Genomic DNA, 26,834 nt, shown 5'->3' with positions numbered 1-26,834 from the left:
CGTACGGCCCGCGCTGGCAGACCCTTGGTCGAGCGTGCATCCAAGCGGTTGCTCGGCACGCAAGTCGATATCGTTGCGCAAGGCGCGACACCGGGCGCCGCCGCTGCCGCCATCGCCGCTGCCTTTGCGGAGATGGCGCGGCTCGAATGCTTGATGAGCCGCTACCGGCCCGACAGCCAGGTCAGCGCACTGGCACGCGCCGCTGGGCGGAACCCCGTGCCGGTGGCGCCGGAAGTCGCGATGGCGCTCAAGCGCGCCAGACAGGTCTCGGAGCAAAGCCGCGGGGCCTTCGATATCACCGTCGGCGCGTACTCGGGCTGGAACTTTGAGCCCGAGCACGGCCGCATCCCGAGCCCCACGGAGTTGGCGCGTGAGCGGCGCTTCGTCAACTATCGGGACGTGGTTGTGGACGAGCACAACGGCAGCGCTTACTTGCGGCGCCAAGGCATGAAGCTGGATCTGGGTGGCATTGCCAAGCTGCCCATCCTGCAGGCAGGCATGCGCGTGCTACGAGAACACGGCATACGCGACGCCATGATCAACGGTGGCGGTGATGTGGTGGCCGGCGGAAAGCTGCAAGGACATGCATGGCGCATCGGCCTGCGCGATCCACTTGCGCCGGAGCGGCTGCTGGGCGTCGTCGGCCTCAGCGACGGGGTTGTGGCGTCATCCGGAGACTACGAGCGTTACTTCATGCGCAACGGTCAGCGGTTCCATCACGTGCTCGATCCGCAAACGGGTCTGCCTTCGCATGGGCCGCATGGCGTGACCCTGATCGCTCGCGACGTAGACGACGTCAACGGCCTTGGCGCGGCGATCATGGCCGCAGGCCACGCCGCCGGGCAACGGATGCTTGCACCGGTGCTCTCGCGGGTGGATGTCCTGATCGCGGGCTCTGGAGGTCGGCCTTGGATGTCGGCCGGAATGGCAACGCGCTTGCGGCAGTTCTCTGCAAGCAGTTGACGTTGATGCCGCCCGCTCGGGGTTCGGCAGAAGACGTGCCGGCCCTCGCGGCTGCGAGGGCCAGGCAATGCGGGTTCAGAACCCGAGGCTTTCCAGCAGGTCGTCGACCTGTTCCTGGTTGGCGACCACGTCCGGATGGTCCGGATTGATCTGCGGGCCGTTGAGCAGCGTCGTCGCAACCTGCGCGGCTTCCACGCGCAGGTGTTCCGGCGCGTTGTCGAGCAGGATCCCGACGAGCTGGCTTTCGATGAGCTGGACAACATCCAGCACTTTCTTGATCACCTGGCCGGTCAGGTCCTGGAAGTCCTGGGCCATCAGGATTTCCATGAGCTGCTGGTTCGTGTCGCGCGTCTTTTCCGGGACGCTGCGCAGGAAGCCGTTGGTCTGGCCGACGAGTGCGCGAATCTCTTCGTCGCCCAGTTGGCGGTCCATCCACGACTGCCAGCGGTTGACCAGCGCCTCGGCGTCGGACTCCAGCGCATCTTGCACGGGCCGCGCGGCGTCGATGGCGTTGAGCACGCGGGTGGCCGCCTGCTCGGTCATGTTGGCGATGTAGTTCAGGCGGTCGCGTGCGTCGGGAATGGCCGAGGCGGCCTTCTCAACGCCCTTGTCCAGGCCCAGCTCGCGCATGCTTTCACGCAGCATGCGCGTGAGATGGCCGATGCGCTGGAGCATTTCGGGCATGTCGCCGTGGTCTGCACCTTCGGCGGCCGGCGCCGGGGCGCCATCGTGCATCTCGCTCATCACGCCCCCTTTTCGAGCTTCTCGAAAATCTTGCCCAGCTTTTCGTCCAGCGTGGCAGCCGTGAAGGGCTTGACCACGTAGCCGTTGGCTCCGGCCTGGGCGGCGGCGATGATGTTTTCCTTCTTGGCCTCGGCCGTCACCATCAGCACCGGCAGCTTGCTGATGGCGGTGTTGGCGTCGGCACGGATGCTCTGCAGCATCTGCAGGCCATCCATGTTGGGCATGTTCCAGTCCGAGATCACGAAATCGAACCGGCCTTCCTTGACCTTGGCCAGGCCGGCGGCGCCGTCTTCGGCCTCGTCGACGTTGGCAAAACCGAGTTCCTTGAGCAGGTTACGCACGATCCGGCGCATCGTCGGGAAATCGTCGACGACGAGGAATCGGTACTGGCTCTTGTCCATGGACACAATCTCCGCAAACTTACTGAATTGGGGGTTTTCGGGCTTCCTTGGCAATCTTATCGGCGCCTGTGGCCGATTCTTGAGCGCTGGAACGGTGCGGGGCGCCTGACTGCTGCGCCCCGCAACCAATGTACCCGCAAAGTGATGTGTTATACGCGCGTCACACGACCATGCGCCGACAGCTTGGCCAGCACGTGCGGGCCGATCTGCGACAACGGCAGGACTTCGTGCACGCCGCCATGGGCCACGGCCTCCTTGGGCATGCCGTAGACCACGCAGGACGCCTCGTCCTGGGCCACGTTGTAGGCGCCGGCGTTGCGCATTTCCAGCATGCCCACCGCGCCGTCCTTGCCCATGCCGGTGAGGATGACGCCCAGGGCGTTGGCCCCGGCGTTGCGCGCGGCGGAGCGGAACAGCACGTCCACCGCCGGGCGATGGCGGTTGACCGGCGGTCCCTGGTCCAGCTCGGTGACGTAGTTGGCGCCGCTGCGGCCGAGCGACAGGTGCATGTCGCCCGGGGCAATGTAGGCGTGGCCGGGCAGCACACGCTCGCCGTGCACGGCTTCTTTCACACGGATGCGGCACAGGCCGTCCAGCCGCTTGGCGAACGACGTGGTGAAACCCGCCGGCATGTGCTGCACGATCAGGATGCCGGGGCAGTCGGGCGGCATTTCCAGCAAGAAATCCTTGATGGCCTCGGTGCCGCCGGTGGAAGCGCCCACGATGATGAGCTTTTCCGTCGACGAGAAATGGGTACGCGCAGGTGCCGGGGATACCGCTGCGTGGTCCGCGCGAACGTGTGCGCCGGGCGCCGCTGCCGTTGCCGAGGCGGTCGCCGCAACCGGTGTTGCAGTGCGCGGACGCAGCCGTGCCCGGGCCGCTGCCCGGATCTTGTCGGCAATCTGGTCGGCGTATTCGTTCATGCCGTCGCGCATGCCCAGCTTGGGCTTGGCGACAAAATCGACTGCGCCCAGCTCCAGCGCGCGCAGCGTGGCCTCAGAGCCGCGCTCCGTCAGCGAAGAGATCATGACCACCGGCGTCGGGCGCAGGCGCATGAGTTTTTCCAGGAAGTCGAGGCCGTCCATCTTCGGCATTTCGACGTCCAGCGTGAGCACGTCCGGATTGGTCTGCTTGATGAGGTCGCGCGCGATGATCGGATCGGGCGCCACACCCACCACTTCCATGTCCGGCTGGCTGTTGATGATCTCCTTCAGGATGCTGCGGATCAGTGCGGAATCGTCGATGCACAGCACCTGAATCTTGCGTTTGTCGTTCATGTTCGGGAGCAAGTCTTCTGGAATGTTGAGACCGTTGCAAAACGAAGCGAAGCGGTTCTGATGGATCAGTGCCGACGCAGACGGTACAAGTCGCACGGCAAGGCGGCGCTGGGCCGTCAGAATCGTTTTTCAGCGGTCTCCTAGGTAAAGAGTTGGAGGCGCGAGGCAGGCTTGGTCGTGATGGACTTCGACAGCTTGCTGGCGTATTGCGCCTCGCTGTCCAGGTCGGCCGCCGAGTTCTGCGAGCGCAGCTTGCGCACCATGATCTGACCGGTGGACGGGACGAAATACACCTTGCGCGGGTGCACGTCAAAGAGGTCCTTGGCGGCGACCGTCAGGCCTTCGTTGCGCAGGAATTCGAGTACGAACTTGCCGTTGCGCTCGCCCACGTCGAGCGTGCTCATGCCGGCCAGCACGGCGGCGCCGCCAAACACCTTGATCTCGAGGCGCTCGCGCTTGGCGCCGGCCTTGTAGAGCTGGTTGAGCAGCACCTCCATGGCGTGCGTGCCATAGCGCATGGACGGGGACAGGATCGATTCCCCTTCATTGCGCGAGGGCAGCATGAAATGGTTCATGCCGCCAATGCCGAGGGTCTTGTCGCGCACGCAGGCGGAGACGCACGAGCCGAGCACCGTGACCAGCATCAGGTCTTCGGTGGTGACGGAATACTCGCCGGGCAGCACTTTCATGGCGCGCCGGCCGAAGGTGGTGTCGTAGTACGCGTGCGTGCTGGCGGACGATTGCGCAAGCGTGGCCATGGCGCCCGCGCTCATGCCGCTGCTCATGCCGCTATCGCTGCGCACGGGCTCGGCCGCCGATTGCGGGGTCGCGCGTTTGCCGAATTCGATCATCGTGCCCCCATCTTGGCGCGCAGCTCGGGCGCGACCTCATACACGGTCTTGCCGCGCAGCGTCCACGCCTTGGTGACCTGCAGGAAGCTCTCCGAATGACCGGCAAACAGCAGGCCATCGGGTTTCATCACGTCGATGAAATGCTCAAGAATCTTGGCCTGCGTGGGCTTGTCGAAATAGATCATCACGTTGCGGCAGAAGATCACGTCGAACTTCTGCTGCAGCGGCCAATCGCGGTCGAGCAGGTTGATCTGCCGGAAGTCGATCATGGCTTGCAGCTCGGGCCGCACGCGGGCATAGCCCTCCTGCTTGCCGGTGCCGCGCAGGAAATACTTCTTCAGGCGCTCGGGCGACAGGGCCGCGACACGCTCCATCGGGTAGATGCCGGCGCGGGCGCGCGCCAGCGCGTTGGTATCCACATCGGAAGCGATCACGCTCACCTGGCTGGGCGACATCGAGCCAAAGGCCTCGGCCAGCGTGATGGCGATCGAGTACGGCTCTTCGCCCGTCGAAGACGCCGAGCACCACACGGTAAACGGCGTGCGCTTGGCCTTGGCGTGCTCGTGCAGGATCGGGAAGTGGTGCTGCTCGCGGAAGAACGCGGTCAGGTTGGTGGTCAGCGCGTTGGTGAAGGCCTCCCACTCGTCGGGCAGGTGACCTTTTTCCAGCGCATCCAGGTAGTCGCGGAACGAGCCGAGGTTCACCACACGCAGGCGTCGCGCCAGGCGGCTGTAGACCATTTCGCTCTTGCGGTCGGACAGTGAAATGCCGACGCGGCGGTAGATCAGGTCGCGAATGCGACCGAAATCTTCGGCGGTGAAGGAAAACTCACGCGACGCGAGCGTCGGCGAAACTGGCGCCAAATTTTGTGCTGCCATGGATAACTAACCCCGTGTTTGGCGAGTCTTGATGCCCGCTCTCAGTCGTTGGCGGGTACCGTTTCCGCGGGCCGCGCCAAGTTTTCTGCTGGCGAGGCTGGCGTCAGAAGGTGCTCCAGTCATCTTCATCGGCAGAACCGGCGCTCAGCTTGAGGGCCGGGGCGACGGCGGCCTCGGAAACGGCAGCCGCGGCGACCGCGGCAACCACCGGTGCAACGGGTAAATGTGCTTCGTGATGCGCTTTTTCAGCTTGCGCGGCGGCGGGCGCCTGCTCGGGGGCCGTCTCCGGTGACACGGCCGGCTTGGCCGCCTTGCGCGAAGCCAGGGCGCGCGCCACGGCGGGCACCATTTCGGTCTTTGCAGGGCGGACCTCGCTGCGTGCGGCCGGCGCCGGAACCACGGCCGGCGCCCCGACGGCCAACTCGGCCGAAGCATCGGTGCGGAACGTCGCCACCGCATTGCGCAGCAGTTGGGCCTGCTCTTCCAGCGACAGGGCCGCGGCGGCGGCTTGCTCCACCAGCGCAGCGTTCTGCTGCGTGACCTCGTCCATCTGGTTCACGGCCTGGTTGACCTGCTCGATGCCGGCGCTTTGCTCGTCCGACGCAGCGGAAATCTCGCCCATGATGTCGGTCACGCGGCGCACGGCCACCACGACCTCCTCAATGACCGTACCGGCTTCGGCCACCAGGGCCGACCCGTTGCGCACACGGCCGACGGAATCGCCGATCAGCTCCTTGATCTCCTTGGCCGCCGTCGCCGAGCGCTGCGCCAGGCTGCGGACCTCGCCCGCCACCACCGCAAACCCGCGGCCCTGCTCGCCCGCCCGCGCGGCTTCCACGGCGGCATTCAGGGCGAGGATGTTGGTCTGGAAGGCAATGCCTTCGATCACGCCGATGATGTCGGCGATCTTCTTGCTGCTGTCGTTGATGCCGGCCATGGTTTCGACCACGCGGCCCACCACTTCACCGCCCTTGACGGCGATGTCCGACGCGCTGCCGGCCAGCTGGCTGGCCTGGCGCGCGTTGTCGGCGTTCTGCTTCACGATGCTGGTGAGTTCTTCCATGCTGGAAGCGGTTTCCTCCAGCGAGGATGCCTGCTCTTCCGTGCGCTGCGAGAGGTCGGCATTGCCGGCGGCAATCTGCTTGGTGGCGCTGGCAATGGAATCGGCGGAACGCTTGATGTTGGTGATCGTGCCGGTCAGTTGCTGCTGCATCTGCGCCATGGCGAAGAGCATGCTGTCGTGGTCGCCGGGGCGGGTCTGCACGTGCACGGCCAGATCGCCGGCGGCAATGCGGCGGGCAATCTCGGCCGCGTACGACGGTTCGCCACCCAGCTGGCGAGACAGCCGGCGCGCAATGACCAGGCCGAGCACGATGCCGAGCAACGCGCCCGCACAGGCCATCACCATCATCACCAGGCGCGAGCGGTGTGCGTCGTCGTGAGCCTTGACGGTGGACGCGGCGGAGACCTCCTCCACACGCTTGACCATCTTGTCGAGCGTCTTTTCAAACGCGGCAGTGTCATCGAGCAAGCCGACGTTCTCTGCGGTGACGCGGCTGTCGAACTGGGTCGGGTCCAGGCCCTGCTTGTCCATCAGTGCCACGAAGTCGGTCATGCGCTTGCCCCAGACGGGGTAGATGGCATCGACCTCGCGGATCATCTTCTTGCCTTCGTCCGAGGTAAACAGCGGGCGCACGTTCTCCACACCGTCTTTCAGGTGCTGCATGCTGTCGGCAATCTGCCCGCTGAGCGTCTTGCGCTCGCTGAGCGTGGTGGCAATCAGCAGCGCCGTCTGCGCACGGCTGGCATGCGCCAGGCTGTTGGCCGCAGTGCCCATCTGCGTGATAGCGCGCATCTGCTTTTGTGCCAGTTCTTCACTGGCTTTGGTCAGCTGCGTGATCGTGTAGATGCCCAACCCGCCGATGGCTGCGCCCATGGCCGCCACAATCAGGAATCCGCCTGTCAGCATCGTGGACACCGGCAAGCGCTTGATCCAACCCGTCATCTGTCTACCCCTCGTTTCTTATATGCCCCTCTAACCGCTATCGGTTCCGAGAGGACGGCTCTTTAGAACCGCCATGGGGTCATGCCACTTCAGTGGGGGGTCACCCCGGCTTCAGCGGGCACTAGCCCAGGCAAAAAAAACCTGCCCCAGAGGGCAGGCTGCACACCACAAACACACACGAGAGAGCTTTCGCGAGCAGCGAAGATCCCGTGCATACATGGTCAAAAGGTCTCCCAGTCGCTATCGTCGCCGCCCGCGGCAACGAGCTTGGGTACGGGCAACTTGGGCGCTGACGCAGCCGCTTTGGTGACGGCAGCGGCGGCGGTGCGCTCGCGTTGTTGTTCTTTGGCGCCGGCCGGTGCTGCGGATGCAGCGGCGGTCTGCGCGACGGGTTCAGCGGTATTGCGTGCCGGGGCCTTCGGCTTGGCGGCACGGCGCGGTGCGGCCTTGGCCTTCGGCGCCGGCTTGGCAGCCGCGCGAGCAGCCACGGGCACGGCCGGGACCGCCTTTGCCTGCGTGCCGGCTTGCACACGGAACGCCGCCACAGCCTGGCGCAGGCCGCTTGCCTGCTCCTGCAGCGACATCGCAGCGGCGGCGGCTTGCTCCACCAGCGCGGCGTTCTGCTGCGTGCCTTCGTCCATCTGCGTGACGGCCTGGTTGATCTGCTCGATGCCGGCGCTTTGTTCGTCCGATGCAGAGCTGATCTCGCCCATGATGTCGGTCACGCGCTTGACGGCAACGACCACCTCGTCGATGACGCTGCCCGCCTCTGCCACCAGCGTGGTGCCGTTTTCAACGCGGCCGACCGAATCGCTGATCAGCTCCTTGATTTCCTTGGCTGCCGTGGCCGAGCGCTGCGCCAGGCTGCGCACCTCGCCCGCCACCACGGCAAAGCCCCGGCCCTGCTCGCCCGCGCGGGCCGCTTCCACCGCAGCGTTCAGCGCCAGGATGTTCGTCTGGAAGGCAATGCCTTCGATCACGCCGATGATGTCGGCGATCTTCTTGCTGCTGTCGTTGATGCCGGCCATGGTGTCCACCACCCGGCCGACGACTTCACCGCCCTTGACGGCGATGTCCGATGCGTTGCCGGCCAGCGTGCTGGCCTGGCGCGCGTTGTCTGCGTTCTGACGCACGATGCTCGTCAGTTCTTCCATGCTCGACGCGGTTTCTTCCAGCGCCGAAGCCTGCTGCTCCGTGCGCTGCGAGAGATCTGCGTTGCCGGCCGCGATCTGCTGCGTGGCACTGGCAATGGAGTCGGAGCCCGAGCGCACCTGCCCCACCATCTTCTGCAGGCTGTCCTGCATGCGTTGCAGCGCATGCAGCAGGCGGCCGGTTTCGTCGGCGCGGTCTACCTGGATGGTGTGTAAGGTCGCCCTGCGTAATGTGTTCGGCCTGTTCGATGGCGCGCAGCAGCGGTACCGTGATCGACCGGCGCAGCGCCCACGTCAGCAGCCCGCCCACCAGAATGCCGCCCAGCAGCAGGCCCGTGGTGAGGGCGCTGAGATTGTGATGCTCGGTCTGGCTGGCTTCGTAGCTGGCTTTGGCCGTGTCCATCTGCAGGCGGTTAAGCGCCGTGACCTTGTCGCCAAGGGGGCGGTACAGCGCCGGCATGACGTCCATGACCGTCTTGTTGATGCGCGCCTCGTCGTGTGCCTGCACGGCTTGCATCAACACCTGTGCGCCGTCACGCACGAAGGCATCGCGCAGGCCCTGGGCCTCGTCGGCCAGCTTGCGCTCGTCTGCCGTGGTGGGCAGCGCGCGGTAGCGCTTCCAGGCGGCGTCGGACTTGTCGAGGAACATCTTGGCGCGCTCGATCGTCTTTTCCATGCCGGGCGCGTTGGGCGCCATGGCTGCACGATCGAGCACGATGCGGAAGCTCAGGAGGTTGGAATCGGATTCGGCCAATGCCACGGTGCCCGCCAGCTGCACGGCATAGCCGTCCTGCACGCGGATGTTGGCGTGTCGCATGCCGATCAGGCCCGTCACGCCTACGATGACGGCGAGCACACCAATGCCCGCCATCATCAGCCCCAAGCGGAGCCGGATGGTCATTTTGCTGAACATGCTTCCCTCCCCTAACGGCGCCGCACCTGTTGTTTCGGTGTCTTGTCGCCCACCGGGCCCCTTCGGCCCGGCCTCAATCGCTGTGGGCACGTGCGCCGCGCCCCAGCCGGATTCATGTCGCGATCAGGCAGCTTCCGCTTCGTCGCACAGTGCCATGTCGGCCGACATCAGCAGACGCTCGATGTCCACCAGGATCAGCATGCGCTCGTCGATCGAACCCAGGCCGCGGATGTACTCCGTGTCCAGCGCGCCCGAGAACTCCGGCGCCGGCTTGATCTGCTGGCTTTGCAGCGTCAGCACGTCCGACACGCCATCCACGACGATGCCGACCACGCGGTCCATCAGGTTCAGGATGATGACGACGGTGTACTGGTTGTACTCGACGCGATCGAGCTGGAACTTGATGCGCAGATCAACGATCGGCACGATGATGCCGCGCAGGTTGATCACACCCTTGATGAAATCGGGCGCATTGGCAATGCGCGTGACGGTCTCGTAGCCGCGGATCTCCTGCACCTTCAGGATGTCGATGCCGTATTCCTCGCGGCCCAACGTGAAGGCCAGGTATTCCTCCCCGCCGGTGTCTTCGCCGATCGCGTGTTCCTTGACTTCCATTGCGGCTCCCTCGGCCCATCGGGCCACTAGATTGAATTCGTTGCGGTGGCGGATTCCACCCTGCAGGCGTGAACGCTTATGCCGCGGCCATCGCCTCGGTCGAGAAACGGCCGCCCTGTGCTTCGCCCATCTCGTGCTTTTCGGCAGTAACGGCACGCATCGCGTTTTCTGAATGGCCCGAGCGGGTCTCGCGCATCAGTGCCGACACGTCGACGATCAGTGCAACGCTGCCGTCGCCCAGGATGGTCGCGCCCGAAATGCCGGGCACGCGGCGGTAGTTGGTCTCGAGGTTCTTGACCACCACCTGCTGCTGGCCGACCAGTTCGTCCACCTGCAGCGCAATCTTCTTGCCTTCCGAATCCAGGATCACGACGATGCCTTCCGACGGATCGGGCAGCGACGGCGTGATGCGGAAGCGTTCGTACATCGGCACCAGCGTCAGGTATTCGTTGCGCACCTTCAGCAGGCGGCCACCGCCCGGCACGGCCTTGATGTCTTCCGGACGCGGCTGCAGCGATTCGGCCACGCACGACAGCGGGAGGATGAACACTTCGTCGCCGGTCTTGACGGACATGCCGTCCAGAATCGCGAGCGTGAGCGGCAGCACGATGCGGATCGTGGTGCCCTTGCCCTTCTGCGACTGGATCTCGACGTAGCCGCCCATCGACTGGATGTTCTGCTTGACCACGTCCATGCCGACGCCGCGGCCGGAGACGTCCGTCACCTGGTCGGCCGTGGAGAAGCCCGGCGCGAAGATGAGCTGGTTGATCTCGTCGTCGGTCATGTTGTCCGACACGGGCAGACCGCGCTCGCGGGCCTTCTTGAGAATCTTGTCGCGGTTCAGGCCCTGGCCGTCGTCGCTCACTTCGATGACGATGTTGCCGCCCTGGTGTGCAGCGGAGAGCAGCAGCTGGCCGGTGGCGTCCTTGCCGGCGGCCACGCGGGCCTCGGGCAGTTCGATGCCGTGGTCCAGGCTGTTGCGCACCAGGTGCGTAAGCGGATCGATGATCCGTTCGATCAGGCCCTTGTCCAGTTCGGTCGACTTGCCGAACGTCGACAGCTCCACCTGCTTGCCCAGCTTGTGCGCCAGGTCGCGCACCAGGCGAGGGAAGCGGTTGAACACGTAGTCCATCGGCATCATGCGGATGGACATGGCGGCCTCTTGCAGGTCGCGCGCGTTGCGTGTGAGCTGCGACAGGCCGGCAAACAGGCGTTCGTTGAGCACCGGGTCGAAGGCCTGCGCGGTTTGCGCCAGCATGGCCTGCGTGATGACGAGTTCGCCCACCAGGTTGATGAGCTGATCGACCTTTTCCACGCCCACGCGGATCGACGTTTCTGCAGCCACGGCGGGCTTGTGGTCGGCAGCGGCCGGGCGGGTCGGCGCCGGGGCGGCGGCAGCGGCAACCGCCTGCGCCGGCGCGGCTTCGTTGGCAGCGGGGGCATGCACTTCCGTCTGTGCGGCGGCGGGCGTCGGTGCGGCGACAGCCGGTGCGGCGGCTTCGGCCGCGGCCGGCGCGGCGCCACCAACGTGCGGCGTGATGACGATCTGGTCGGCATCGATGATGAAGCAGCTCACCGCGGTGATGTCGTCGGCGGTGCAGGTGCTCTGCAGCACGATGTCGCTGTTGCGGCCGGTGCGCACGTGGCGCAGCACGGTGCCCAGGTGCTTGAGTTCGGTGACGATCAGCTCGCAGTCTTCATTCGAGACGTTGATGAGCTTGATGTCCAGGCCGCCTTCGATGTCGCCCACGGCGTCGGCCGCAGGCGCTTCGACGACCACCGGCTCGGGTTCAGGCGCAGCCACTGGTTCGGGCGTCGCCACCACGGGCGCCGCAGCCGCCGGTGCGGCGGCAACAGGGGCGCCTTCCTCGGCGGTCAGGCTGTTGAGCTTGGCCACCATGTATTCGAGCGTGGCCGTATCGATGGGGTGCTCTTGCCGGTAGGCATCAAGTTGGCTTTTCAACACGTCTTTCGTTTCCAGGAAGGCATCCACCATGTTTTCGCGCAGCTGCAAGGTACCGGTGCGGGCGCGGTCCAGAATCGATTCCGCCACATGCGTGAGTTCCGTCATGTGCGTGAAACCGAAGGTCGCGGCACCACCCTTGATGGAGTGCGCGCAGCGGAAGATGGCGTTCAGATCATCAGAAGAAGGGTTGGCGACATCGAGGTTGAGCAGCAGCCGCTCCATGTCGACGAGCAGCTCTTCCGCCTCTTCGAAGAAGGCGCCGAAAAACTGGCTAAGGTCGAGGTTCATATCTGTCGTCTCGGTCGTTTAATGCGTCGATGCAGACCCGTGGGTCTGCGCATGCCATTCGAGCAGCTGCATCACCGAATCCGTCAGCCCATCCGGGTCGAACGGCTTGGGCAGGAAGCCCGTCGCGCCGGCAGCGCGTGCCTGGTCGCGGATGGTGCTGTCTGCCTCGGTGGTCAGCATGAGGATCGGGGTGTCGGCGTAGGTCGGCAGCGTGCGCAGGGCACGGATAAGGGTCAGGCCGTCCATCGACGGCATCACCTGGTCGGTGATCACAAGGTGGTGGCTGCCCTGGGCCAGCGTGCGCGCGGCCTCCAGCGCGGCAGTGCCGTCACCGGCTTCCGTCACGGCAAAGCCGCACTCGCGCAGGCACGCGGCAATCATGCGGCGGATCGATGTGGAATCGTCCACCACCAGGATGTGTTTCTCGCTCATCGACTGTTTCTCCCTCGGCGCTCTTTATGGCTTGGCCGCAGTCACCGCGTCTGCCACACCCGTGGCACGTGCGGCGGCGTCGGTCAGCGTGTCTTTGCCGTCATTGCGCAGGTCGGCCACCGGCTCGACCCCACCCGAACGCACGGCTTCAGCGGCGCGTGCGTTGAGCACGACGATGCTGATGCGGCGGTTGATCGGGTTGTAGATGTTGGTCTTGTCCAGCGGCACCGACGCCTCCAGGCCCACCACGCGGCTGACCTTCTCGGGCTTCATGCCGCCGGCCACCAACTCGCGTCGCGACGCGTTGGCACGGTCAGCCGACAGTTCCCAGTTGCTGTAGCCGTGCTGCGTGGCGTACTGCGTGGCGTCGGTGTGGCCCGACAGGCTGATCGGGTTGGGCACGTCGTTCAGCGCCGAGCCCAGCTCGCGCAGGATGGTGCGCATGTAGGGCTGCACCTCGGCGCTGGCGTTGGCAAACATCGGTCGATTCTGCTGGTCGACGATCTGGATGCGCAGGCCCTCGGTGGTCATGTCGATCAGCAACTGGTGCTTGAACTGGCTCATCACCGGGTTCGTCTCGACCATCTCGGCAATCTTCTGCTTGAGCTTGTTGAGCGCCGCATCGTCCGATTCGTCGCGGATGTTGCGCTGGCGCTGCACGGTCGGGCTGGGGCTCGGGTTCGGCTGCGGCATGTTCTGCTTGAGCGCGGGGCTGCCTTGCAGGATGCTCGATTGATCGCCCGAACCGGCGCCACCGAACAGCGCCACCTTCAGCGGCGTGCGGAAATACGTTTCGACCGACGACAGCTCGGCCTTGGTCACCGAGCTGAGCAGCCACATCAGCAGGAAGAACGCCATCATGGCGGTCACGAAGTCGGCGTAGGCGATCTTCCACGCGCCACCGTGGTGGCCGTGTCCGCCTTTCTTGTTGCGCCGAATGACAATGAAGGTCGGCGTGCTGGACTTGCTCATGGTCCGTTCCCGTCGGTGTGTGCTGCGTCGTTAATGGCTTGGCTCGTTGGCCACGCTCTGTGTCATATGGGGTTCAGCGCTACGCTGTCTTGGCGCCACGGACGTGGTCTTCCAGCTCGGCAAAGGACGGACGCTCGGTCGAGAACAGCACCTTGCGGCCGAACTCCACGGCAATGGCCGGGGCGTAGCCGTTCATGCTGGCCAGCAGCGTCACCTTGATGCACTGGAACAACTTGGTCGATTCTTCGGCGCGCTGCTCCAGCAGCGAACCCAGCGGCCCGATGAAGCCGTACGCCAGCAAGATCCCGAGGAACGTACCGACCAGCGCGGACGCGATCAGCTTGCCCAGCTCTGCCGGCGGCAGGCCGACCGAGCCCATGGTGTGCACCACGCCCATCACGGCGGCCACGATGCCGAAGGCCGGCATGGCGTCGCCCACTTTGGTGATGATGCGGGCCGGTTGCTCGGCTTCGTGGTGGTGGGTGTCGATTTCCTGATCCATCAGCGCTTCGATCTGGAACGGATTCAGGTTGCCGCCGACCATCAGGCGGAGGTAATCGCAGATGAAATCCAGCGCGTGGTGATCGGCCTGGATGGCGGGGTAATTGGCGAACAGCGCGCTTTCGTGCGGCGCTTCGATGTCGGCTTCGATCGACATCATCCCTTCGCGGCGGATCTTGGACAGCACCACGTACAGCAGCGCCATCACTTCCATATAGAGGGCCTTGGTGTACTTCGAGCCTTTGAACAGGCCCGGCAGCGCCTTGACGGTGGCGTTGATGGCCTTTTTGTCGTTGCCGACCACGAAGGCGCCAATGCCGGCGCCGAAGATGATCAGCAGTTCGGTCGGCTGGAACAAGGGCCCGAGGTGTCCTCCGGCCAGCATGTAGCCGCCGAACACCGACGCGAGAATCACGATGTAACCGATGGCAACTAACACGGGGCGAACTCCTGAATGGGCGATCCTTCGATCAATACAAAGGGGAATATCGGCATTCCCCCGTTTAACTGAAGGCCGGAGCCCCTGGTTTTGCTGCTGCGCGAACCTTGCGAAACCCCGCCGCCGCGCCCTTCTTCCCCAAGAACGGCAACAAAACGGGCGGCTTGAGCACCACCTGGCTGAAAGAAGACGTTCCCCTGGGCGAATCCAAAGAAAAAAGGACGGAAATCGCTTTCCGTCCCGACTTTTTCGTCCGTTTTCTGCGCCCAGCGGCAAAAATGCCGGTCCGCAGTTTCCTGCGACCGGCCTACCCCCTTCCCCTTTTGTCCTGCCTGAGCCCCTGTGCTTTCCTGCTCTGTGTTCCTGCTCTTTGTTCTTTGTATTGTTATGTGCCGATCTGGCCGGCTATTCCCGTATTTCCCGTACTGCTACCCGTATTTCCCGTCCGCCCTTTTTTTTCCATCCCCCGGCGGTCCTGCAACTTCCGTGCTCCCGTCTTCCCGTATTCCCGTCTTCTTGCAAATGCCGTGATCAGGCGTCCACCGTCTTTTCTGCGATCGCATCAACCGGAGCAGCGACGCGCTTTTTCTTGCCTGCGCGTGACGGTGGCTGGCACACACCGCACACGAAATCGTGGTGCAGGTCGTCTGCGTGGGCCACGAAATGGCCGGTGCAGCGCTTGCACTTCACGGTGTGCAGCATCTTCCCCTCGAAGAATTTCAGCATCATCCACGCGCGGGTGATCGAAAGCACCTCTTCCTGTTCGTGGACGTGAATATGTTCCTGGTACAGCTTGTAGGCCGAGATCAAGCGGCGCACACCCGTGCTGCGGCTGTTCTCGCCCAGAAAACGGTAGATGTTCAGGAAGATCGACGAATGGATGTTCGGCGACCACGTCAGGAACCAGTCTGCCGAGAAAGGCAGCATGCCCTTGGGCGGCGATTCCCCACGGATTTCCTTGTACAGCTTGACCAGACGCTCACGGCTGAGCGTGGTTTCCTGTTCCAGCAATTGCAGGCGCGCACCGAGCGAAATCAATTCCGCTGCGAGGTGGATCTGCTGAACTTCGTTCATGACGCTGGTGTGACGCATGGCACTGCTCCCGCTTTCGCTTACTACCCATCCAAAGTGCAATCTCTGAACCCGGCGGAAAAACCCGCCGCAAATGGCTCAGCTGATCTGCTCAACCGCCTGACGTGCCAGCAGAATCGACATTTGCGATTGCTGCAGGCCCTTGTCACGGTGCGGCTGGGTCACCAGACCCAGGATGGCGTGATCGTCGAAGCGGAAACGGCACAGCATCATGTTCGTGCTGGCCAGCTTGACGATCTGCGCGGGCGACATCGTCAACAGGATGTCTGCCAATTCTTCAGAGATGCCCAGGCGAAAGAGCGCGGCATCGCGATCCTTGGCCAGCATCTGCTGGGCAAGCATCAAGTAGGTGAGATTCAGTTCGCTGATCTCGGAAACAATGTCTTGCGTGTCCATGTATGTCCCGTCGTGTGCAGTAAAAGTACAACTTGCATCCGATCTCGCATGGTGACGTCCGGTGGCGCTCTCTTTTTGCGCCTACCCTCGCCGGGCTGTTCACCAATCCCCACAGATCGGATGTTCCTGCAGTCGGCGCCGTTGCCGGCACTTCCTGCTCCTTCTTACTCACGTCGCTAAAGACATGGCGAAGTTGTTTTCTGTTGAACACATTGTGGGTTTTACGTCCGGGCTAAGTAAAGAAGGGGGACCCCTACGTCGGAGGGGTGAGGTAGTCCGATCTCTTGTAGGCGATTTTCCTACAAATCTGTTAATAAACGTTGCAAATGAAGCCTTTGCCGACGCAACAGCCCTGGGTGGACGATGCGCTAAAGCGGGTGTTTGACACGTATTTACCCCAATGAACGGCCAAAGATAGCAATTAAATTGCCTAAAGTTGCCGAAAATCAACAAAGAAGGCGTCGCACTTCTGCGACTGTGAGCATCGGATGCCGGGTTAACCGCTTGTAGGACACTTCTGACCCACTCCTACACGCCGTGTAGGACAGTTCCGACCCGTTTTTGGCCAATTTTGTAGGAGCGGTCCTACAGTCAAATGGCGATTTTGTAGGACGACTCCTACCTCTCTGTCTATCTAAACCAGACACGTCTACTTAAACGATACAAAAAGCCGTCGTGCGATGAGCTTGCCGAGGCGCGAAAGGACGGTACCGTCACTTCCCGTGCTGCAGCACAGCAAAAGTGCGGCGTGACCGCCTTCATGAGGAAAAATTGGGGAAATTTTGACGATCTGACGGCCGCCCTTCTTGTAGGACAGCTGTAGGACAACGTGAGCCGCAGCAACCGCTCACGTGTGCCGTCAATCTTGAGCGGCGAGATCCAGCGGGCGCGCAATACGGTGCCCGTGGCGGATTCGGTGATGACGAGCGATTGCCCGTCGGGCGTGAGTGCAACGTTGGTGGTGGTGCGCCCCCGGCATGACGCGATGCGCGCCAGCGGTTCGCCATGCGGCGAGACGACGAACACCGCGCCCAGCGATGCATGCGCGACGAAGAGGTGGCCGGCTGCGTCCATCGCCATGCCGTCCGGGCCGCTGGTGCCGTAGAACTGTGCGAAGCGGCCGACCTTGCTCGTGCTGCCGTCGGCGAGCAGCGGCAAACGCCAGACGGCGTTGTCGCGCGTCATGGCAACGAACAGCGCGGATTCGTCGGGCGTCAGCACCAGACCGTTGGGGCTCGGGCCATTGGCGAGCAGACAGTCGAGCCGGCCATCCGCGCGCAGGCGATACACACGGCCGGTCGGGTCATGCAGGCCGGTCTGGCCTTGATCGGTGAAATACACATCGCCGTTGCGGGCGACGATCAGATCGTTGGGGCCTTTGAAGCGCTCGCTGTTGCGACGGGTGAGGAACGGCGTGACCGCGCCCGTCTTGGGGTCGAGCGACAGCAACCCATTCTTGTAGTCGGCAATCAGAAGCGTGCCGTCATGGCGCAGCGTCAGGCCATTCGGTTCGCCGTCGTACTCCGCCACCACATCCCAATCGCCCTGCGCAGAGACGCGCAGGATGCGGCCATGCGGAATGTCGACCAGCCAGAGATTGCCGTGTGCATCCCAGCACGGGCCTTCCAGAAAGCAATCGACCGGCGCGCCGCCTTTGTTGGCGCGCGACCATTCGGTCGGCATCGGGCGACGCAAGGCGCCCGGCATCTCCGCAAAGACGGTCGTTTCGACGATGGGCCAGTTGAAATACGTCATGGCGCGGTGGCGGGTTCAGGGTGAGCCAGATGCCGCGTGGCATGCCCGGTATAGCGGTACGGCAACTGGCGCGGCATCGGGCCCTTGTTGCGCTCGCCGCGGCCGCTTTGCTCCCAGGCGTGCGCCAGGATGCCAACGGCGCGCGACAGGCAGAACACGCCGCGCGCCAGCGGCGCCGCAAAACCCAGTTCCGCATAGATGACGGCCGTGGCGCCGTCGATGTTCATCGGAATCGGCTTGCCCTTGCGACTGGAGAGCAGCGTTTCAATGGCGCGACCGATAGCGGCATAGCGCCCGCCGACCACGCCGTCCTGCGCCGCCTCGTCCACGAGCGCGAGCAGGCGCCCGGCGCGCGGGTCGACCGGGTGAAAACGATGCCCAAAGCCCGGCAGGTATTTGCCATGCGCAGCGATGAACGCGTCGACACCCGCCGCCGTGGCCGCCTCCAGCGAAGCGCCGTCGAAGATGCGCGCCTCGATATCGTGGAACAGCTCGACCGCCTGCTGCCCCGCTCCGCCGTGCACGTCATCCAGCGCATTCAACGCAGACGCCATCGCGCCGTTGAGCGGCAGGCCACAGCTTGTCGCCATCTTCGCGATCGCAATGGATGGCGCATGCGGGCCGTGATCGACCGACGCCACCAGCGCCGCTTCCAGCAAAGCCGCCTGCCGCTTGGCCGGCAATTCGCCACGCAGCATCAGCCAAATCATTTCGGCAAAGCCGATCTGGCCGATCAGCTCCTGGATCGGGTAGCCGCGTACGTGGATGCGGCCGGGTTCGATGTCGATGATGTCGGTGCGCCAGTAATCGGCAGCGAGGCCGGCGGCGTCCTGTGTCGGGGCGGTCGTCATGATCAGATGGCGCCTTCGGCGCGCAAGGCTTCGATTTGGTCGTGGCGGTAACCGAGCCTGGCGAGCCAGTCGTCGGTATGGGCGGAGAGCGACGGCGCTGGCGTCTGCGGGCACGGGTCTTCGCCCGAGAGGCGGAAACCCGCGCGCGTCACGTGCTGCCCGGCCTCCGGGAACGAGGTGACGAAGCCGCGGCCCGTCACCTGTTCGTGCGCCAGCACGCCGGGCACGTCGAGCACCAGCCCGGCCGGCACGCCGGCTTCGATCAGCAGCGGCTCCCATTCAGCAGCGGGACGCGCGGCCAACGCCGCTTCCAGCGCATCGTTGAGCTGCTGGCGATGTTCCTTGCGTGCATGGCGCTCGGCAAAGCGCACGTCGGTGGCCAGTTCCGGATGCCCCACCACGCGGCACAGCGCGGCAAACTGCTTGTCTTCGTTGGCGGCGATGTTGATCAGCCCATCGCCCGTGCGGAATGTGCCCGACGGCGCGGCAGTGAAATTCTGGTTGCCCATCGGCTGCGGCGTCACACCGGCATTCAGATAGTTGGAGACGACCCAGCCCATGGTGGCGAGCGTCGATTCCAGCATCGACACATCCACCATTTGCCCCACGCCCGTGCGTTGCGCGCCGAGCAGGCAGGCCGTCACCGCCAATGCTGCCGTGATGCCACCCACTGTGTCGCTGATCGGGTAACCGACGCGCAGCGGCGCCGATGCGTCGTCGCCGGTGACGCTCATCACGCCGGAAATGCCCTGGATGATCTGGTCGTATGCGGGTCTGCCGCTGAGCGGGCCGTCCTTGCCGAAGCCCGAGATGGCGCAGTAGACGAGACGCGGATTGACCTCGCGCAGCACGTCGTAGCCGAGTTCCAGGCGGTCCATCACGCCGGGGCGGTAGTTCTCGATCAGCGCGTCGGCCTGCGCCGCCAGCTTGAGCAGGATCGCGCGCCCTTCCGGGTGCTTCAGGTTGACGGTGACGGACTGCTTGCCCGCATTGACGGCGACGAACGAGGCGCCCATCTTGCGGCGCGCCTGCTCCGGATCGGCGCCCAGACGGCGGGCGAGATCGCCATTGCCGGGCACCTCGATCTTGATGACTTCAGCGCCGAGCAAACCCAGCTGATAGCCGCAGAACGGCCCGGCCAGCACGTTCGACAAGTCGAGCACGCGCAAACCCGCGAGAGGCAAAGCCATGAAAACAACTCCTGCTACACAGTCGGCTCGCCCCTCGCCCGTTCAGGAAGTTGGGCGTCTTGGCGGAGCCTAGGTTTTAGAGATCAGTTGGGCAGCGAGACGCAGCGGCGCGGGGTCGCCACCCAGCGTGGATGTGATTTGCGCAGCGTGCTCCAGCACCGGCACGCGCCACGACTGCAACAGCGCCCCGTCGATGCGCGAGGCCGGGCCGGCAAGGCACAGCGCACCCCGCAGCGCCTGCTGCACGCCAAACACCGGCACCGACAGGCCCACCGTTTCCCGATCGCGCTCGCCGATCGAGACGTAATAGTGATCGCGCCGGATCGCGTCGTACGTGGCGCCCTGCATGCCCGAGAACGCGCACAGCACGCGCCCGCCCGAACCGCGCTCCAGCGGCAGCACGTCGCCCTCGCGCACGTGATCGCGAATCGAATGGTTCGAATCGACGCGGTGCAGGCAGACACGCACATCGCGCTCACGGATGTAGAGCGACACCGCCTCGCCCGTGGCCTCAGCCAGCGCACGCATGTGCGGCAGTACCACGTCGCCCAGGCGCATGCTGCGCTGGTAGAGCGCGCCGAGCATCAACGGCGCGGCGCCGATCTGGTAGCGGCCGTCTTCCAGGCGGAACAGCATGCGGTGCTGGATGAGCGAGCCGGCAAGCCGCAGGATCGTGCTCTTGTACAGCCCGGTGCGCGCGGCCAGCTCGGCCAGCGTCAGCGCGTAATCGCCAGGGCGGAACGCAAACAGGATCGAGAACGCGCGGTCCAGTGCAGCCACGCCCGACTGCCCCGGCGTGGCGGCATCGCCCTCGTTGGCGGCGGGCGTGATCTCGTTCTGGGTGGTTTGGCGCTCTGCGATCATGGCGGGTTGGGCGAGACGGTTCACTTCACCGTCTTCAGGGCTTGGTCGACGAAGCGGTTAGTGTACGTTTTCGCCAGGTCGATCTTGGCGTTGCGGATCTTTTCGTCGTAGCTGGAAAGCACCGTCAGCGCCACCTTGGCATCGGCATCGGTCATCAGGCCGTCCTTGGAGAATATCGGCTTGGAGTGGCGCAGCGCATCGACAAACACGTCGCGCCCGCCCACCTGCTGCTCCTTGGGCATCTTGTCGGCAATGGCCTCGGGCGTGCTGGCGTCGATCCATTTGAGCGTGCGGATGAAGGCGTTCACCAGACGCTGCACCGTCTCCGGATTCTTCGTCATGAAGTCGCGCGTCACGTACAGCGTGGCGGTCGGGTAGCGGCCGCCGAACACGGCGTTGGAGCCGGCATCGGTGCGCGTATCGACGAGGAACTTGGCGGCGCGGCGCTTCTCCAGCAGGCTGGCTACGGGGTCGAAATTGACGAGCGCATCGATCTCCTTGCGATCCAGCGCCACCATGCCCGGCGCGCCGGAACCCACGGCGATGTACGACACGTCGTTCACCTGCAGGCCGCTCTTGATGGCGTAATAGCGGGCAAACAGATCGGTCGACGAGCCCGGCGCCGTGATGCCGATCTTCTTGCCCTTCAAGTCCTTGCCGCTCTTGATATCGAGGTCGGGCCGCACGGCCAGCACGATGCCGGGCGTGGTGTTGAGCAGCGCGACCGACACAATGTCCTTGCCCTGCGCCTGGATGTGGATGGTGTGGTCATAGAAGCCCACCACCGCATCGGTCGAGCCGGCAATCAGCGCCTGCAGCGCCTTGCTGCCGCCGGCCTGGAAGTTCTCCACCTTCACGTTGAGCCCTTCCTTCTGGAAGTTGCCCAGCGACTGCGTGAGCGGCACCGGCATGTAGTTCAGGATCATCGAGCCGACCGACAGGCTCACATCCTTCTTCTCCGGCTCGGCGGCGTTGGCTGCCGTGCAGACGGCCGCACACAACAGGGCCGAAATCCATCGCTTCATGGTTGTCTCCATCATTGTGATTGGCGCTCAGGCGCCCGTTTCGGGGTCGACCTTCGGGCGCCACACCAGCAACTTGCCTTCGAGCGCATCGACGCTGCGGTCCAGCGCAATCACGAAGGCCGACAGCACGACGATCCCCGAAAACACGCCGGTGGCATCGAACACGCCTTCGGCCTGCGCAATCAGGTGGCCCAGGCCGGCAGACGAGCCGAGGTACTCCGCCACGATCGCGCCCATGACGGCCATGCCGACGGAAGCGCGCAGGCTCGAAAGAATCCAGCTGGTGGCGGACGGCACATAGACGTGGCGCAGCAGGCTGATGCGGCTGGCCTTGAGCAGCCGTGCGTTGGCCAGGATGACGGGGTTCACCTCGCGCACGCCCTGGTACGTATTGAAGAACGTGATGAACAGCACCATCGTCGCGCCCAGCGCCACCTTGGAGGTCAGCCCCAGCCCGAACCACATCACGAAGATGGGCGCGAGCAGGATGCGCGGGATCGCATTGAAGATCTTGATGAACGGGTCCAGCACCTCGGCCGCGAGCTTGGACAAGCCGAGCCACAGCCCCAGGCTGATGCCGAGCAGCGTGCCGATGCCAAACGAGAGAATCGTCTCGGCCAGCGTGATGGCCAGGTGCGTATAGATGTCGCCGCCGGAGAACCACTCCCAGATACGCGCGACAATCGACGACGGCATCGAGAAATAGAACGGATCGACCACGCCCGCGCGGCCGAGGCCCTCCCACGAGCCGAACATCAACACCACCACGGCCAGCTGGAACAGGCGGATCTTCGTCTTGTGCGCCAGACCGGCGCGCTGCGTGCCCACGGTAGGCATCGTGTTAGTGCTGGACGGCATGGCTCTTCTCCACTTCGGTGCCGAGGATCGACCAGATCTCGCGATACAGGCGGATGAACGCGTCGGACATGTTGATTTCAGACACGTTGCGCGGACGCGGCAGCGTGATTTCCACATCGCCAACCGGCCGGCTGGCGGGCCCCGCGGACATGACGACCACGCGGTCGGCCAGCGCAATGGCCTCTTCCAGGTCGTGTGTGATGAACAGCAGCGATTTGCGGTCTTCCTGCCAGAGGCGCAGCAGCTCGCTCTGCATGAGGTGGCGCGTGTGCACATCCAGCGCCGAGAACGGCTCGTCCATCAGCACGATCTTGGGCGAGAGGATCAGCGTCTGCGCCATGCTGATGCGCTTCTTCTGCCCGCCCGAGAGCTGATGCGGATAGCGCGCCTCGAAGCCGGCCAGGCCGACCTTCTTCATCCACGGACGGGCGCGCTCGCGGGCTTCATCCACCGGCATGCCCTGAAACACCAAACCAAGCGCGACGTTGTCGAGCGCCGTCTTCCAGGGCAGCAGCGAGTCCTGCTGCATCATGAAACCGGCATTGCCGTTCAGCCCCGTCAGCGGCTCACCAAACACCGTGACGCTGCCGCCAGCCGGCTTCAGCAGCCCGGTCACGGCGTTCAGCAGCGTGCTCTTGCCGCAGCCCGTCGGCCCCACCACGGCCACGAATTCGCCTTCACCAATCGACAGGTCAACGCCCTGCACGGCCGTGAAGCTGCCGAACCGCACTGAAACCTGATTGAGCTGGACCGCCGGCAACCCGGCGTGGGATCGGCCGCTCGGGGCCGGAGGGGAAGGAAGCATGGGCGTCTCCGTGAACGCGCCTTTCTCGATGCGTTCTGTTATATGGAATTTTGTTCTATTTTATAGACCATCAACGACCGGGTTAACGGGCGTAAACCCGTAAACATCCCCGATCATGGAGATAATTGACGTCCACCGACCAAAAAATCGCCGAATTTGTTCTTTCCAACAAACCTTCGTTCTTTTTGACAGAACGTCAGCGATAAAGACTCATGAGATTTGTTGGGCCGAACCCTAAAGTTTTCCGCCCGCCATCCGTTGACAGGCGTACTGATCAGCGAGATGGCCATGCAACTTTCCTCCCCTTCCGTTTCTACTGCGACCGCCGGCGCATCGGGCAGCGGAAGCAGCTCGGGCGCCGACATCGAGCGCCTGCAGCGCCAGCTCAAGAACCTGCAGAAGTCGATGCAGGATCTTCCCGCGCAGAATCTGCCGCCCGATCAAGCACGCGAGCAGGCCCAGTTGCTGAGCCAGCAGATCCAGATCGTGCAGGCGCAGATCGCGCGCCTTCAGGCGCAGAACGGCCTCGAGCAAGCCGAGACCCGGCTGGAGAACCGCCACAACGCCTCCAAGAACGCTTCCGGCACCGGCAATACCGATGCGGCCGCCAAGGCCCGCACGACAGACAAGGTCACCGGTTCGTCCACCGTAAGCGACACCCGGCAGCACACCCGTGAGGCAGCGCAGGCGCAGGCGGCACAGTCCGCCCACCCCGCCAGCGCGGAGGCCATCACGCCGGCCAAGCCACCGCTGGTTTCCGTCAGGGCTTGACGGGCGCAACGCGGCGGCGGCTTTTCCTGGATGACGCCGTTGCCCGCGCCTGACCGCCCCGCTCCTCACCCCCTCCCATCGGGGGGACGCCAGCTTGCAGCGCCGGCAGCGACAATCGCCGCGCCGCCATCCGATGTGCGGCATCGAGAACACGCATGACCTCCGCTGCCAGCGACGCCGCCCTGCCCCCGACCGCTCCTTCCGATCCGCATCGAGAGCGCACGCCCTCGCGCAATTTCTTTGCACGCCACTGGCGCGGCGATTACAGTCTCGCCCGGTCGTACTGGCTCCATACGGCGCTGATGCAGTTTGGTGTGGTGGCGCTCAGCGCCGGTGTCACGCACGCGCTCGCGCATAACGCTCCGGCGCGCGCGGCGTCTGCCGCACTGCTCGTCATTTACGTGATGGGATTGGCGCTGTGGATCTGGGCGGTGGTCGGCACCTGGCGCTCCGCGGATCGCGAACAGGCGCGCAACCGGCTTGCCGGCATGTCGAATCTGTGGCCGCTGATCGCCAAGGTGATGATCGTGGTTGGCGCCGTGGGCACCACCTCGCGCCTCATCAACGATGGGCCGCGCCTGGGCGCGCATCTGCGTACCGCGCTCGGTGAGCAGGCGGCCTCGCCATTTACGGTGATGCCGCAACGCGATGGACGCGCCATCCTGTTCAGCGGCGGCATCAACGACGGCGCCGCCGACGCCCTGGAAGCCGCGTTGCGCAAGGCGCCGAACGCCACGGCCGTCGTGCTCCGCTCCGAGGGCGGCTGGCTGCGCGAAGGCACGCTCGTGGCAGACGTCATCCGCCGCCACCATCTGCGCACGTATGTTGAGCGCAGCTGCGCTTCCGCTTGCACGATCGCCTTCCTCGCAGGGGCGGACCGCGCCGCAGCACCAGGCGCGCGCATCGGCTTCCACCGCCCACGTGCGGTCGGCGCCGAGCACGACCAAACCCCGGGCGCGATCGACAGCGAACTCTGGCGAGCATATTCGGATGCCGGTCTGCCCGACGCCTTCGTGCGCCGCGTGCAGGACACGCCGTTCGACCAGATGTGGTTTCCCACCGCGCAGGAATTGCTCGCCGACCACGTTGTCACCCGCACATCGCCCGGCGGCGAATACGCGACGATGGCCACGCAGCTGAATACGCGCGAAGCGCTCGCGGCGGAATTGCGCAGCGCCCCGCTGTACGCCGCACTGGAACGCAAGTACCCCGCGCACTTCAGCCGGCTGATCGACACGCTGTGGCCGGAGCTGCAGCGCAACGTTACCGATGCGCAGATCGTGGCGCTGCTGCGCGAGCAAACGGGCAAGCTGTACCGTGCGCTGATTCCGACTGCGCCCGACGCGCTGCTCTTCGCCAACGCGCAACTCACGCTGGAACTGGCCCAGGCCTTGCAGCGCGTGAGCCCTGAAGCCTGCGTGGCCTATCTGGACGGCACGTCCGGCGCGAGCGCCGCTGCCGCGCGATTGCCGCGCGCCCTCGTGACGCGCGAGCAGGCTCTGTTTTCAGACCTGATGCAGGCCGCCGACCCAGACCACGCGCCGGTTGTCACGCGCGCTCAGACCCTGCCGGTGCTGCAACTCGCCGTGGCCGCGCTTCCCATGGCCGAGCAGCGCGTGTTGACCGTCCCCGCGCTGCGCCACACCGCCCCGCCGGCCGAGCGCTGCCAGGCGCTGATCGGTTTCTCCCGCTCCATCCTGGCCCTGCCGGAAACCGAACGCGCGCTGGCGCTGCGGGGCATGTACGCCGATATCTCTGCCCCCGATGCGTGAAGCGGTACGTCAGCTCGAACGCAGCGTAGCCAGCGACGCGCGCTGACGACCCGCCTCATCAAAGTTGTCGGGCGACAGCCATTGCTCGAATGCGGCCCGCACCTGCGGCCAATCGGCATCGATGATGGAGAACCACGCGGTATCGCGGCTGCGCCCCTTGTAGACAACGGCCTGGCGGAAGATGCCCTCGAACTGGAAGCCCAGCCGCTGCGCGGTCTGCCGCGACGGTGCGTTCAGGCTGTCGCACTTCCATTCGTAGCGCCGGTAGCCGAGGTTTTCAAAGACGTGCTTCATCAGCAGGAACTGCGCTTCCGTCGATGCCGGCGTTCGCTGCAGCAACGGTGAAAACGTCACCGCCCCCACCTCCACCACGCCGTGGTCTGGCGTGATGCGCATCAGCGCCAGCGTGCCCACTGGGCGTTCAGTGCGCATGTCGACGACTGCGTACTGCAGCGGATCGCGCTTCGCCGCAATGCGCTCGATATAGGCGCGGTGTGCCGCTGCATCGGCAAAGGGCCCTTCCACCATGTAGGTCCAGACGCGGTCGTCCGGTGCCTGGCTGAACGCCTGGAACAACGCGTCGGCATGGCGTGCCGCATCAAGCGGCTCGAGCCGGCAGTAGCGGCCGGCGAGCGGCGTGTGCGGCGGCAGCGAACGGGCCGTCCAGTCGGGCAGCGGCGCGCCAATGGGTTGCTGATAAGCGTTGAGGGTGGCCATGCGTGGAGCCTGAATCGAGAGCGACAAGGAGCCTTCACCCTACCGGACACTCTGGCTCCACGGAAAGAGCCATGGAGGCCCACAACGATAGAGCCACATCCAGCACCCCACGCGCGGATTAATCCGTTCGATGCCCCGCCACACACCGATAGCGCACGTGCATGCAAATCGATATGTTGGCGGCGGGGGAGACGGCGCCACGAATAGGCGCGGGCATAGGCATTGCTGTGCAGGGGTATGCACGCGCCCTCGGAATCGTCCGCCATCTTTTCTGCCAGGAGCCCGCGAGTGGCGCCGTTCATTACAGAGTGGTATCGCCGCGGGGGCCGCCACGTCCGTTAC

Annotated in this window: 24 protein-coding genes and 2 pseudogenes; 3 read left to right on the top strand and 23 right to left on the bottom strand. The window is 64.8% G+C overall.

Features of this window, described 5'->3' with window-relative positions; translation table 11 throughout:
- Nucleotides 1–24: 24 nt before the first annotated feature.
- Entirely contained in the window at nucleotides 25–963 is a 939-nt protein-coding gene (locus tag OWR21_RS10080; protein WP_332395131.1) for an FAD:protein FMN transferase, read from the top strand.
- Between the two features lie 75 nt (nucleotides 964–1,038).
- On the opposite strand, the gene cheZ is transcribed toward OWR21_RS10080, so the two are convergent.
- The 22 genes and pseudogenes from cheZ to OWR21_RS09970 all read right to left on the bottom strand — a co-directional run bounded on the left by cheZ (nucleotide 1,039) and on the right by OWR21_RS09970 (nucleotide 23,522).
- Nucleotides 1,039–1,707 carry a protein phosphatase CheZ gene (gene cheZ / locus OWR21_RS10075; RefSeq protein ID WP_147214361.1) on the bottom strand — a complete coding sequence of 223 codons (669 nt, stop codon included), beginning with the start codon at nucleotides 1,705–1,707 and terminating at the stop codon, nucleotides 1,039–1,041.
- Nucleotides 1,707–2,108, bottom strand: a complete 402-nt coding sequence (gene cheY / locus OWR21_RS10070; protein ID WP_004627759.1) for a chemotaxis response regulator CheY — start codon at nucleotides 2,106–2,108, stop codon at nucleotides 1,707–1,709. The genes cheZ and cheY overlap by 1 nt, the downstream gene beginning before the upstream one ends.
- A gap of 149 nt (nucleotides 2,109–2,257) precedes the next feature.
- Complete coding sequence (locus OWR21_RS10065) at nucleotides 2,258–3,385, bottom strand: protein-glutamate methylesterase/protein-glutamine glutaminase (RefSeq protein WP_147214362.1); 1,128 nt, start codon at nucleotides 3,383–3,385, stop codon at nucleotides 2,258–2,260.
- 140 nt (nucleotides 3,386–3,525) lie between these two features.
- A complete protein-coding gene (gene cheD, locus OWR21_RS10060; RefSeq protein ID WP_316869735.1) occupies nucleotides 3,526–4,143 on the bottom strand; it encodes a chemoreceptor glutamine deamidase CheD in 618 nt (205 codons plus the stop codon).
- Nucleotides 4,144–4,232: 89 nt separating this feature from the next.
- Complete coding sequence (locus OWR21_RS10055) at nucleotides 4,233–5,114, bottom strand: CheR family methyltransferase (RefSeq protein ID WP_316898472.1); 882 nt, start codon at nucleotides 5,112–5,114, stop codon at nucleotides 4,233–4,235.
- Nucleotides 5,115–5,217: 103 nt separating this feature from the next.
- Entirely contained in the window at nucleotides 5,218–7,119 is a 1,902-nt protein-coding gene (locus OWR21_RS10050; RefSeq protein WP_332395130.1) for a methyl-accepting chemotaxis protein, read from the bottom strand.
- 221 nt (nucleotides 7,120–7,340) lie between these two features.
- Nucleotides 7,341–9,183, bottom strand: a pseudogene (locus tag OWR21_RS10045) (methyl-accepting chemotaxis protein).
- Nucleotides 9,184–9,306: 123 nt separating this feature from the next.
- Nucleotides 9,307–9,798, bottom strand: coding sequence for a chemotaxis protein CheW (locus OWR21_RS10040; protein ID WP_147214363.1), 492 nt, complete (start codon nucleotides 9,796–9,798; stop codon nucleotides 9,307–9,309).
- Between the two features lie 76 nt (nucleotides 9,799–9,874).
- A complete protein-coding gene (cheA, locus tag OWR21_RS10035) occupies nucleotides 9,875–12,052 on the bottom strand; it encodes a chemotaxis protein CheA (protein WP_316877105.1) in 2,178 nt (725 codons plus the stop codon).
- An 18-nt stretch (nucleotides 12,053–12,070) separates the two neighbouring features.
- A complete protein-coding gene (locus OWR21_RS10030) occupies nucleotides 12,071–12,484 on the bottom strand; it encodes a response regulator (RefSeq protein WP_332395129.1) in 414 nt (137 codons plus the stop codon).
- Nucleotides 12,485–12,508: 24 nt separating this feature from the next.
- Complete coding sequence (gene motB / locus OWR21_RS10025; RefSeq protein ID WP_316877106.1) at nucleotides 12,509–13,456, bottom strand: flagellar motor protein MotB; 948 nt, start codon at nucleotides 13,454–13,456, stop codon at nucleotides 12,509–12,511.
- Between the two features lie 79 nt (nucleotides 13,457–13,535).
- Complete coding sequence (motA, locus tag OWR21_RS10020) at nucleotides 13,536–14,396, bottom strand: flagellar motor stator protein MotA (RefSeq protein WP_027679318.1); 861 nt, start codon at nucleotides 14,394–14,396, stop codon at nucleotides 13,536–13,538.
- 531 nt (nucleotides 14,397–14,927) lie between these two features.
- A complete protein-coding gene (flhC, locus tag OWR21_RS10015; protein ID WP_092972206.1) occupies nucleotides 14,928–15,488 on the bottom strand; it encodes a flagellar transcriptional regulator FlhC in 561 nt (186 codons plus the stop codon).
- A 78-nt stretch (nucleotides 15,489–15,566) separates the two neighbouring features.
- Complete coding sequence (gene flhD / locus OWR21_RS10010; protein ID WP_004627783.1) at nucleotides 15,567–15,884, bottom strand: flagellar transcriptional regulator FlhD; 318 nt, start codon at nucleotides 15,882–15,884, stop codon at nucleotides 15,567–15,569.
- 870 nt (nucleotides 15,885–16,754) lie between these two features.
- Nucleotides 16,755–17,639 (bottom strand): annotated as a pseudogene (locus tag OWR21_RS10005) (SMP-30/gluconolactonase/LRE family protein); the annotation flags it as partial.
- Nucleotides 17,636–18,490: a citryl-CoA lyase gene (locus OWR21_RS10000; RefSeq protein WP_332395128.1), complete on the bottom strand. Its 855-nt coding sequence runs from the start codon at nucleotides 18,488–18,490 to the stop codon at nucleotides 17,636–17,638. The pseudogene OWR21_RS10005 and the gene OWR21_RS10000, both read right to left, overlap by 4 nt.
- Before the next feature lie 2 nt (nucleotides 18,491–18,492).
- Nucleotides 18,493–19,680, bottom strand: coding sequence for a CaiB/BaiF CoA transferase family protein (locus OWR21_RS09995; protein ID WP_332395127.1), 1,188 nt, complete (start codon nucleotides 19,678–19,680; stop codon nucleotides 18,493–18,495).
- Nucleotides 19,681–19,749: 69 nt separating this feature from the next.
- Complete coding sequence (locus OWR21_RS09990) at nucleotides 19,750–20,544, bottom strand: IclR family transcriptional regulator (protein WP_332395138.1); 795 nt, start codon at nucleotides 20,542–20,544, stop codon at nucleotides 19,750–19,752.
- 20 nt (nucleotides 20,545–20,564) lie between these two features.
- Nucleotides 20,565–21,569: an ABC transporter substrate-binding protein gene (locus tag OWR21_RS09985; protein WP_147214369.1), complete on the bottom strand. Its 1,005-nt coding sequence runs from the start codon at nucleotides 21,567–21,569 to the stop codon at nucleotides 20,565–20,567.
- A 27-nt stretch (nucleotides 21,570–21,596) separates the two neighbouring features.
- On the bottom strand, nucleotides 21,597–22,427 hold the full coding sequence (locus OWR21_RS09980) for an ABC transporter permease (protein WP_332395126.1): 831 nt from the start codon (nucleotides 22,425–22,427) through the stop codon (nucleotides 21,597–21,599).
- Nucleotides 22,411–23,232 carry an ABC transporter ATP-binding protein gene (locus OWR21_RS09975; RefSeq protein ID WP_332395125.1) on the bottom strand — a complete coding sequence of 274 codons (822 nt, stop codon included), beginning with the start codon at nucleotides 23,230–23,232 and terminating at the stop codon, nucleotides 22,411–22,413. The genes OWR21_RS09980 and OWR21_RS09975 overlap by 17 nt, the downstream gene beginning before the upstream one ends.
- A gap of 113 nt (nucleotides 23,233–23,345) precedes the next feature.
- Nucleotides 23,346–23,522 (bottom strand): hypothetical protein, encoded by a 177-nt coding sequence (locus OWR21_RS09970; protein ID WP_332395124.1) that lies wholly within the window; start codon nucleotides 23,520–23,522, stop codon nucleotides 23,346–23,348.
- On the opposite strand from OWR21_RS09970, the gene OWR21_RS09965 reads away from it, so the two are divergent.
- Entirely contained in the window at nucleotides 23,521–24,003 is a 483-nt protein-coding gene (locus OWR21_RS09965; protein ID WP_257878153.1) for a FlxA-like family protein, read from the top strand. The two genes, OWR21_RS09970 and OWR21_RS09965, sit on opposite strands and share 2 nt — an antisense overlap.
- 155 nt (nucleotides 24,004–24,158) lie before the next feature.
- A complete protein-coding gene (locus OWR21_RS09960; RefSeq protein WP_332395123.1) occupies nucleotides 24,159–25,775 on the top strand; it encodes a hypothetical protein in 1,617 nt (538 codons plus the stop codon).
- 9 nt (nucleotides 25,776–25,784) lie between these two features.
- On the opposite strand, the gene OWR21_RS09955 is transcribed toward OWR21_RS09960, so the two are convergent.
- The gene (locus OWR21_RS09955; protein ID WP_332395122.1) at nucleotides 25,785–26,492 is read right to left on the bottom strand and encodes a GNAT family N-acetyltransferase; all 708 of its coding nucleotides are present in this window, start codon (nucleotides 26,490–26,492) and stop codon (nucleotides 25,785–25,787) included.
- Between the last annotated feature and the right edge of the window lie 342 nt (nucleotides 26,493–26,834).

The sequence above is a fragment of the Ralstonia sp. 1B3 genome, from assembly GCF_036631435.1.
The sequence above is the reverse complement of the archived record's forward strand: the minus strand, read 5'-3'. Positions and strand labels throughout refer to the sequence as shown.

Coding starts and splice junctions, on each gene's coding strand:
- OWR21_RS09990 (WP_332395138.1), bottom strand. CDS start 20,544: ATGATCGCAGAGCGCCAAACCACCCAGAACGAGATCACGCCCGCCGCC.
- OWR21_RS09975 (WP_332395125.1), bottom strand. CDS start 23,232: ATGCTTCCTTCCCCTCCGGCCCCGAGCGGCCGATCCCACGCCGGGTTG.
- motB (WP_316877106.1), bottom strand. CDS start 13,456: ATGAGCAAGTCCAGCACGCCGACCTTCATTGTCATTCGGCGCAACAAG.
- OWR21_RS10040 (WP_147214363.1), bottom strand. CDS start 9,798: ATGGAAGTCAAGGAACACGCGATCGGCGAAGACACCGGCGGGGAGGAA.
- OWR21_RS09985 (WP_147214369.1), bottom strand. CDS start 21,569: ATGAAGCGATGGATTTCGGCCCTGTTGTGTGCGGCCGTCTGCACGGCA.
- OWR21_RS09995 (WP_332395127.1), bottom strand. CDS start 19,680: ATGGCTTTGCCTCTCGCGGGTTTGCGCGTGCTCGACTTGTCGAACGTG.
- cheY (WP_004627759.1), bottom strand. CDS start 2,108: ATGGACAAGAGCCAGTACCGATTCCTCGTCGTCGACGATTTCCCGACG.
- OWR21_RS10000 (WP_332395128.1), bottom strand. CDS start 18,490: ATGACGACCGCCCCGACACAGGACGCCGCCGGCCTCGCTGCCGATTAC.
- OWR21_RS09970 (WP_332395124.1), bottom strand. CDS start 23,522: ATGGCCATCTCGCTGATCAGTACGCCTGTCAACGGATGGCGGGCGGAA.
- OWR21_RS09960 (WP_332395123.1), top strand. CDS start 24,159: ATGACCTCCGCTGCCAGCGACGCCGCCCTGCCCCCGACCGCTCCTTCC.
- cheZ (WP_147214361.1), bottom strand. CDS start 1,707: ATGAGCGAGATGCACGATGGCGCCCCGGCGCCGGCCGCCGAAGGTGCA.
- OWR21_RS10055 (WP_316898472.1), bottom strand. CDS start 5,114: ATGGCAGCACAAAATTTGGCGCCAGTTTCGCCGACGCTCGCGTCGCGT.
- cheA (WP_316877105.1), bottom strand. CDS start 12,052: ATGAACCTCGACCTTAGCCAGTTTTTCGGCGCCTTCTTCGAAGAGGCG.
- OWR21_RS10030 (WP_332395129.1), bottom strand. CDS start 12,484: ATGAGCGAGAAACACATCCTGGTGGTGGACGATTCCACATCGATCCGC.
- OWR21_RS09980 (WP_332395126.1), bottom strand. CDS start 22,427: ATGCCGTCCAGCACTAACACGATGCCTACCGTGGGCACGCAGCGCGCC.
- OWR21_RS10050 (WP_332395130.1), bottom strand. CDS start 7,119: ATGACGGGTTGGATCAAGCGCTTGCCGGTGTCCACGATGCTGACAGGC.
- cheD (WP_316869735.1), bottom strand. CDS start 4,143: ATGGCCACGCTTGCGCAATCGTCCGCCAGCACGCACGCGTACTACGAC.
- OWR21_RS09965 (WP_257878153.1), top strand. CDS start 23,521: ATGCAACTTTCCTCCCCTTCCGTTTCTACTGCGACCGCCGGCGCATCG.
- flhC (WP_092972206.1), bottom strand. CDS start 15,488: ATGCGTCACACCAGCGTCATGAACGAAGTTCAGCAGATCCACCTCGCA.
- flhD (WP_004627783.1), bottom strand. CDS start 15,884: ATGGACACGCAAGACATTGTTTCCGAGATCAGCGAACTGAATCTCACC.
- OWR21_RS10065 (WP_147214362.1), bottom strand. CDS start 3,385: ATGAACGACAAACGCAAGATTCAGGTGCTGTGCATCGACGATTCCGCA.
- OWR21_RS09955 (WP_332395122.1), bottom strand. CDS start 26,492: ATGGCCACCCTCAACGCTTATCAGCAACCCATTGGCGCGCCGCTGCCC.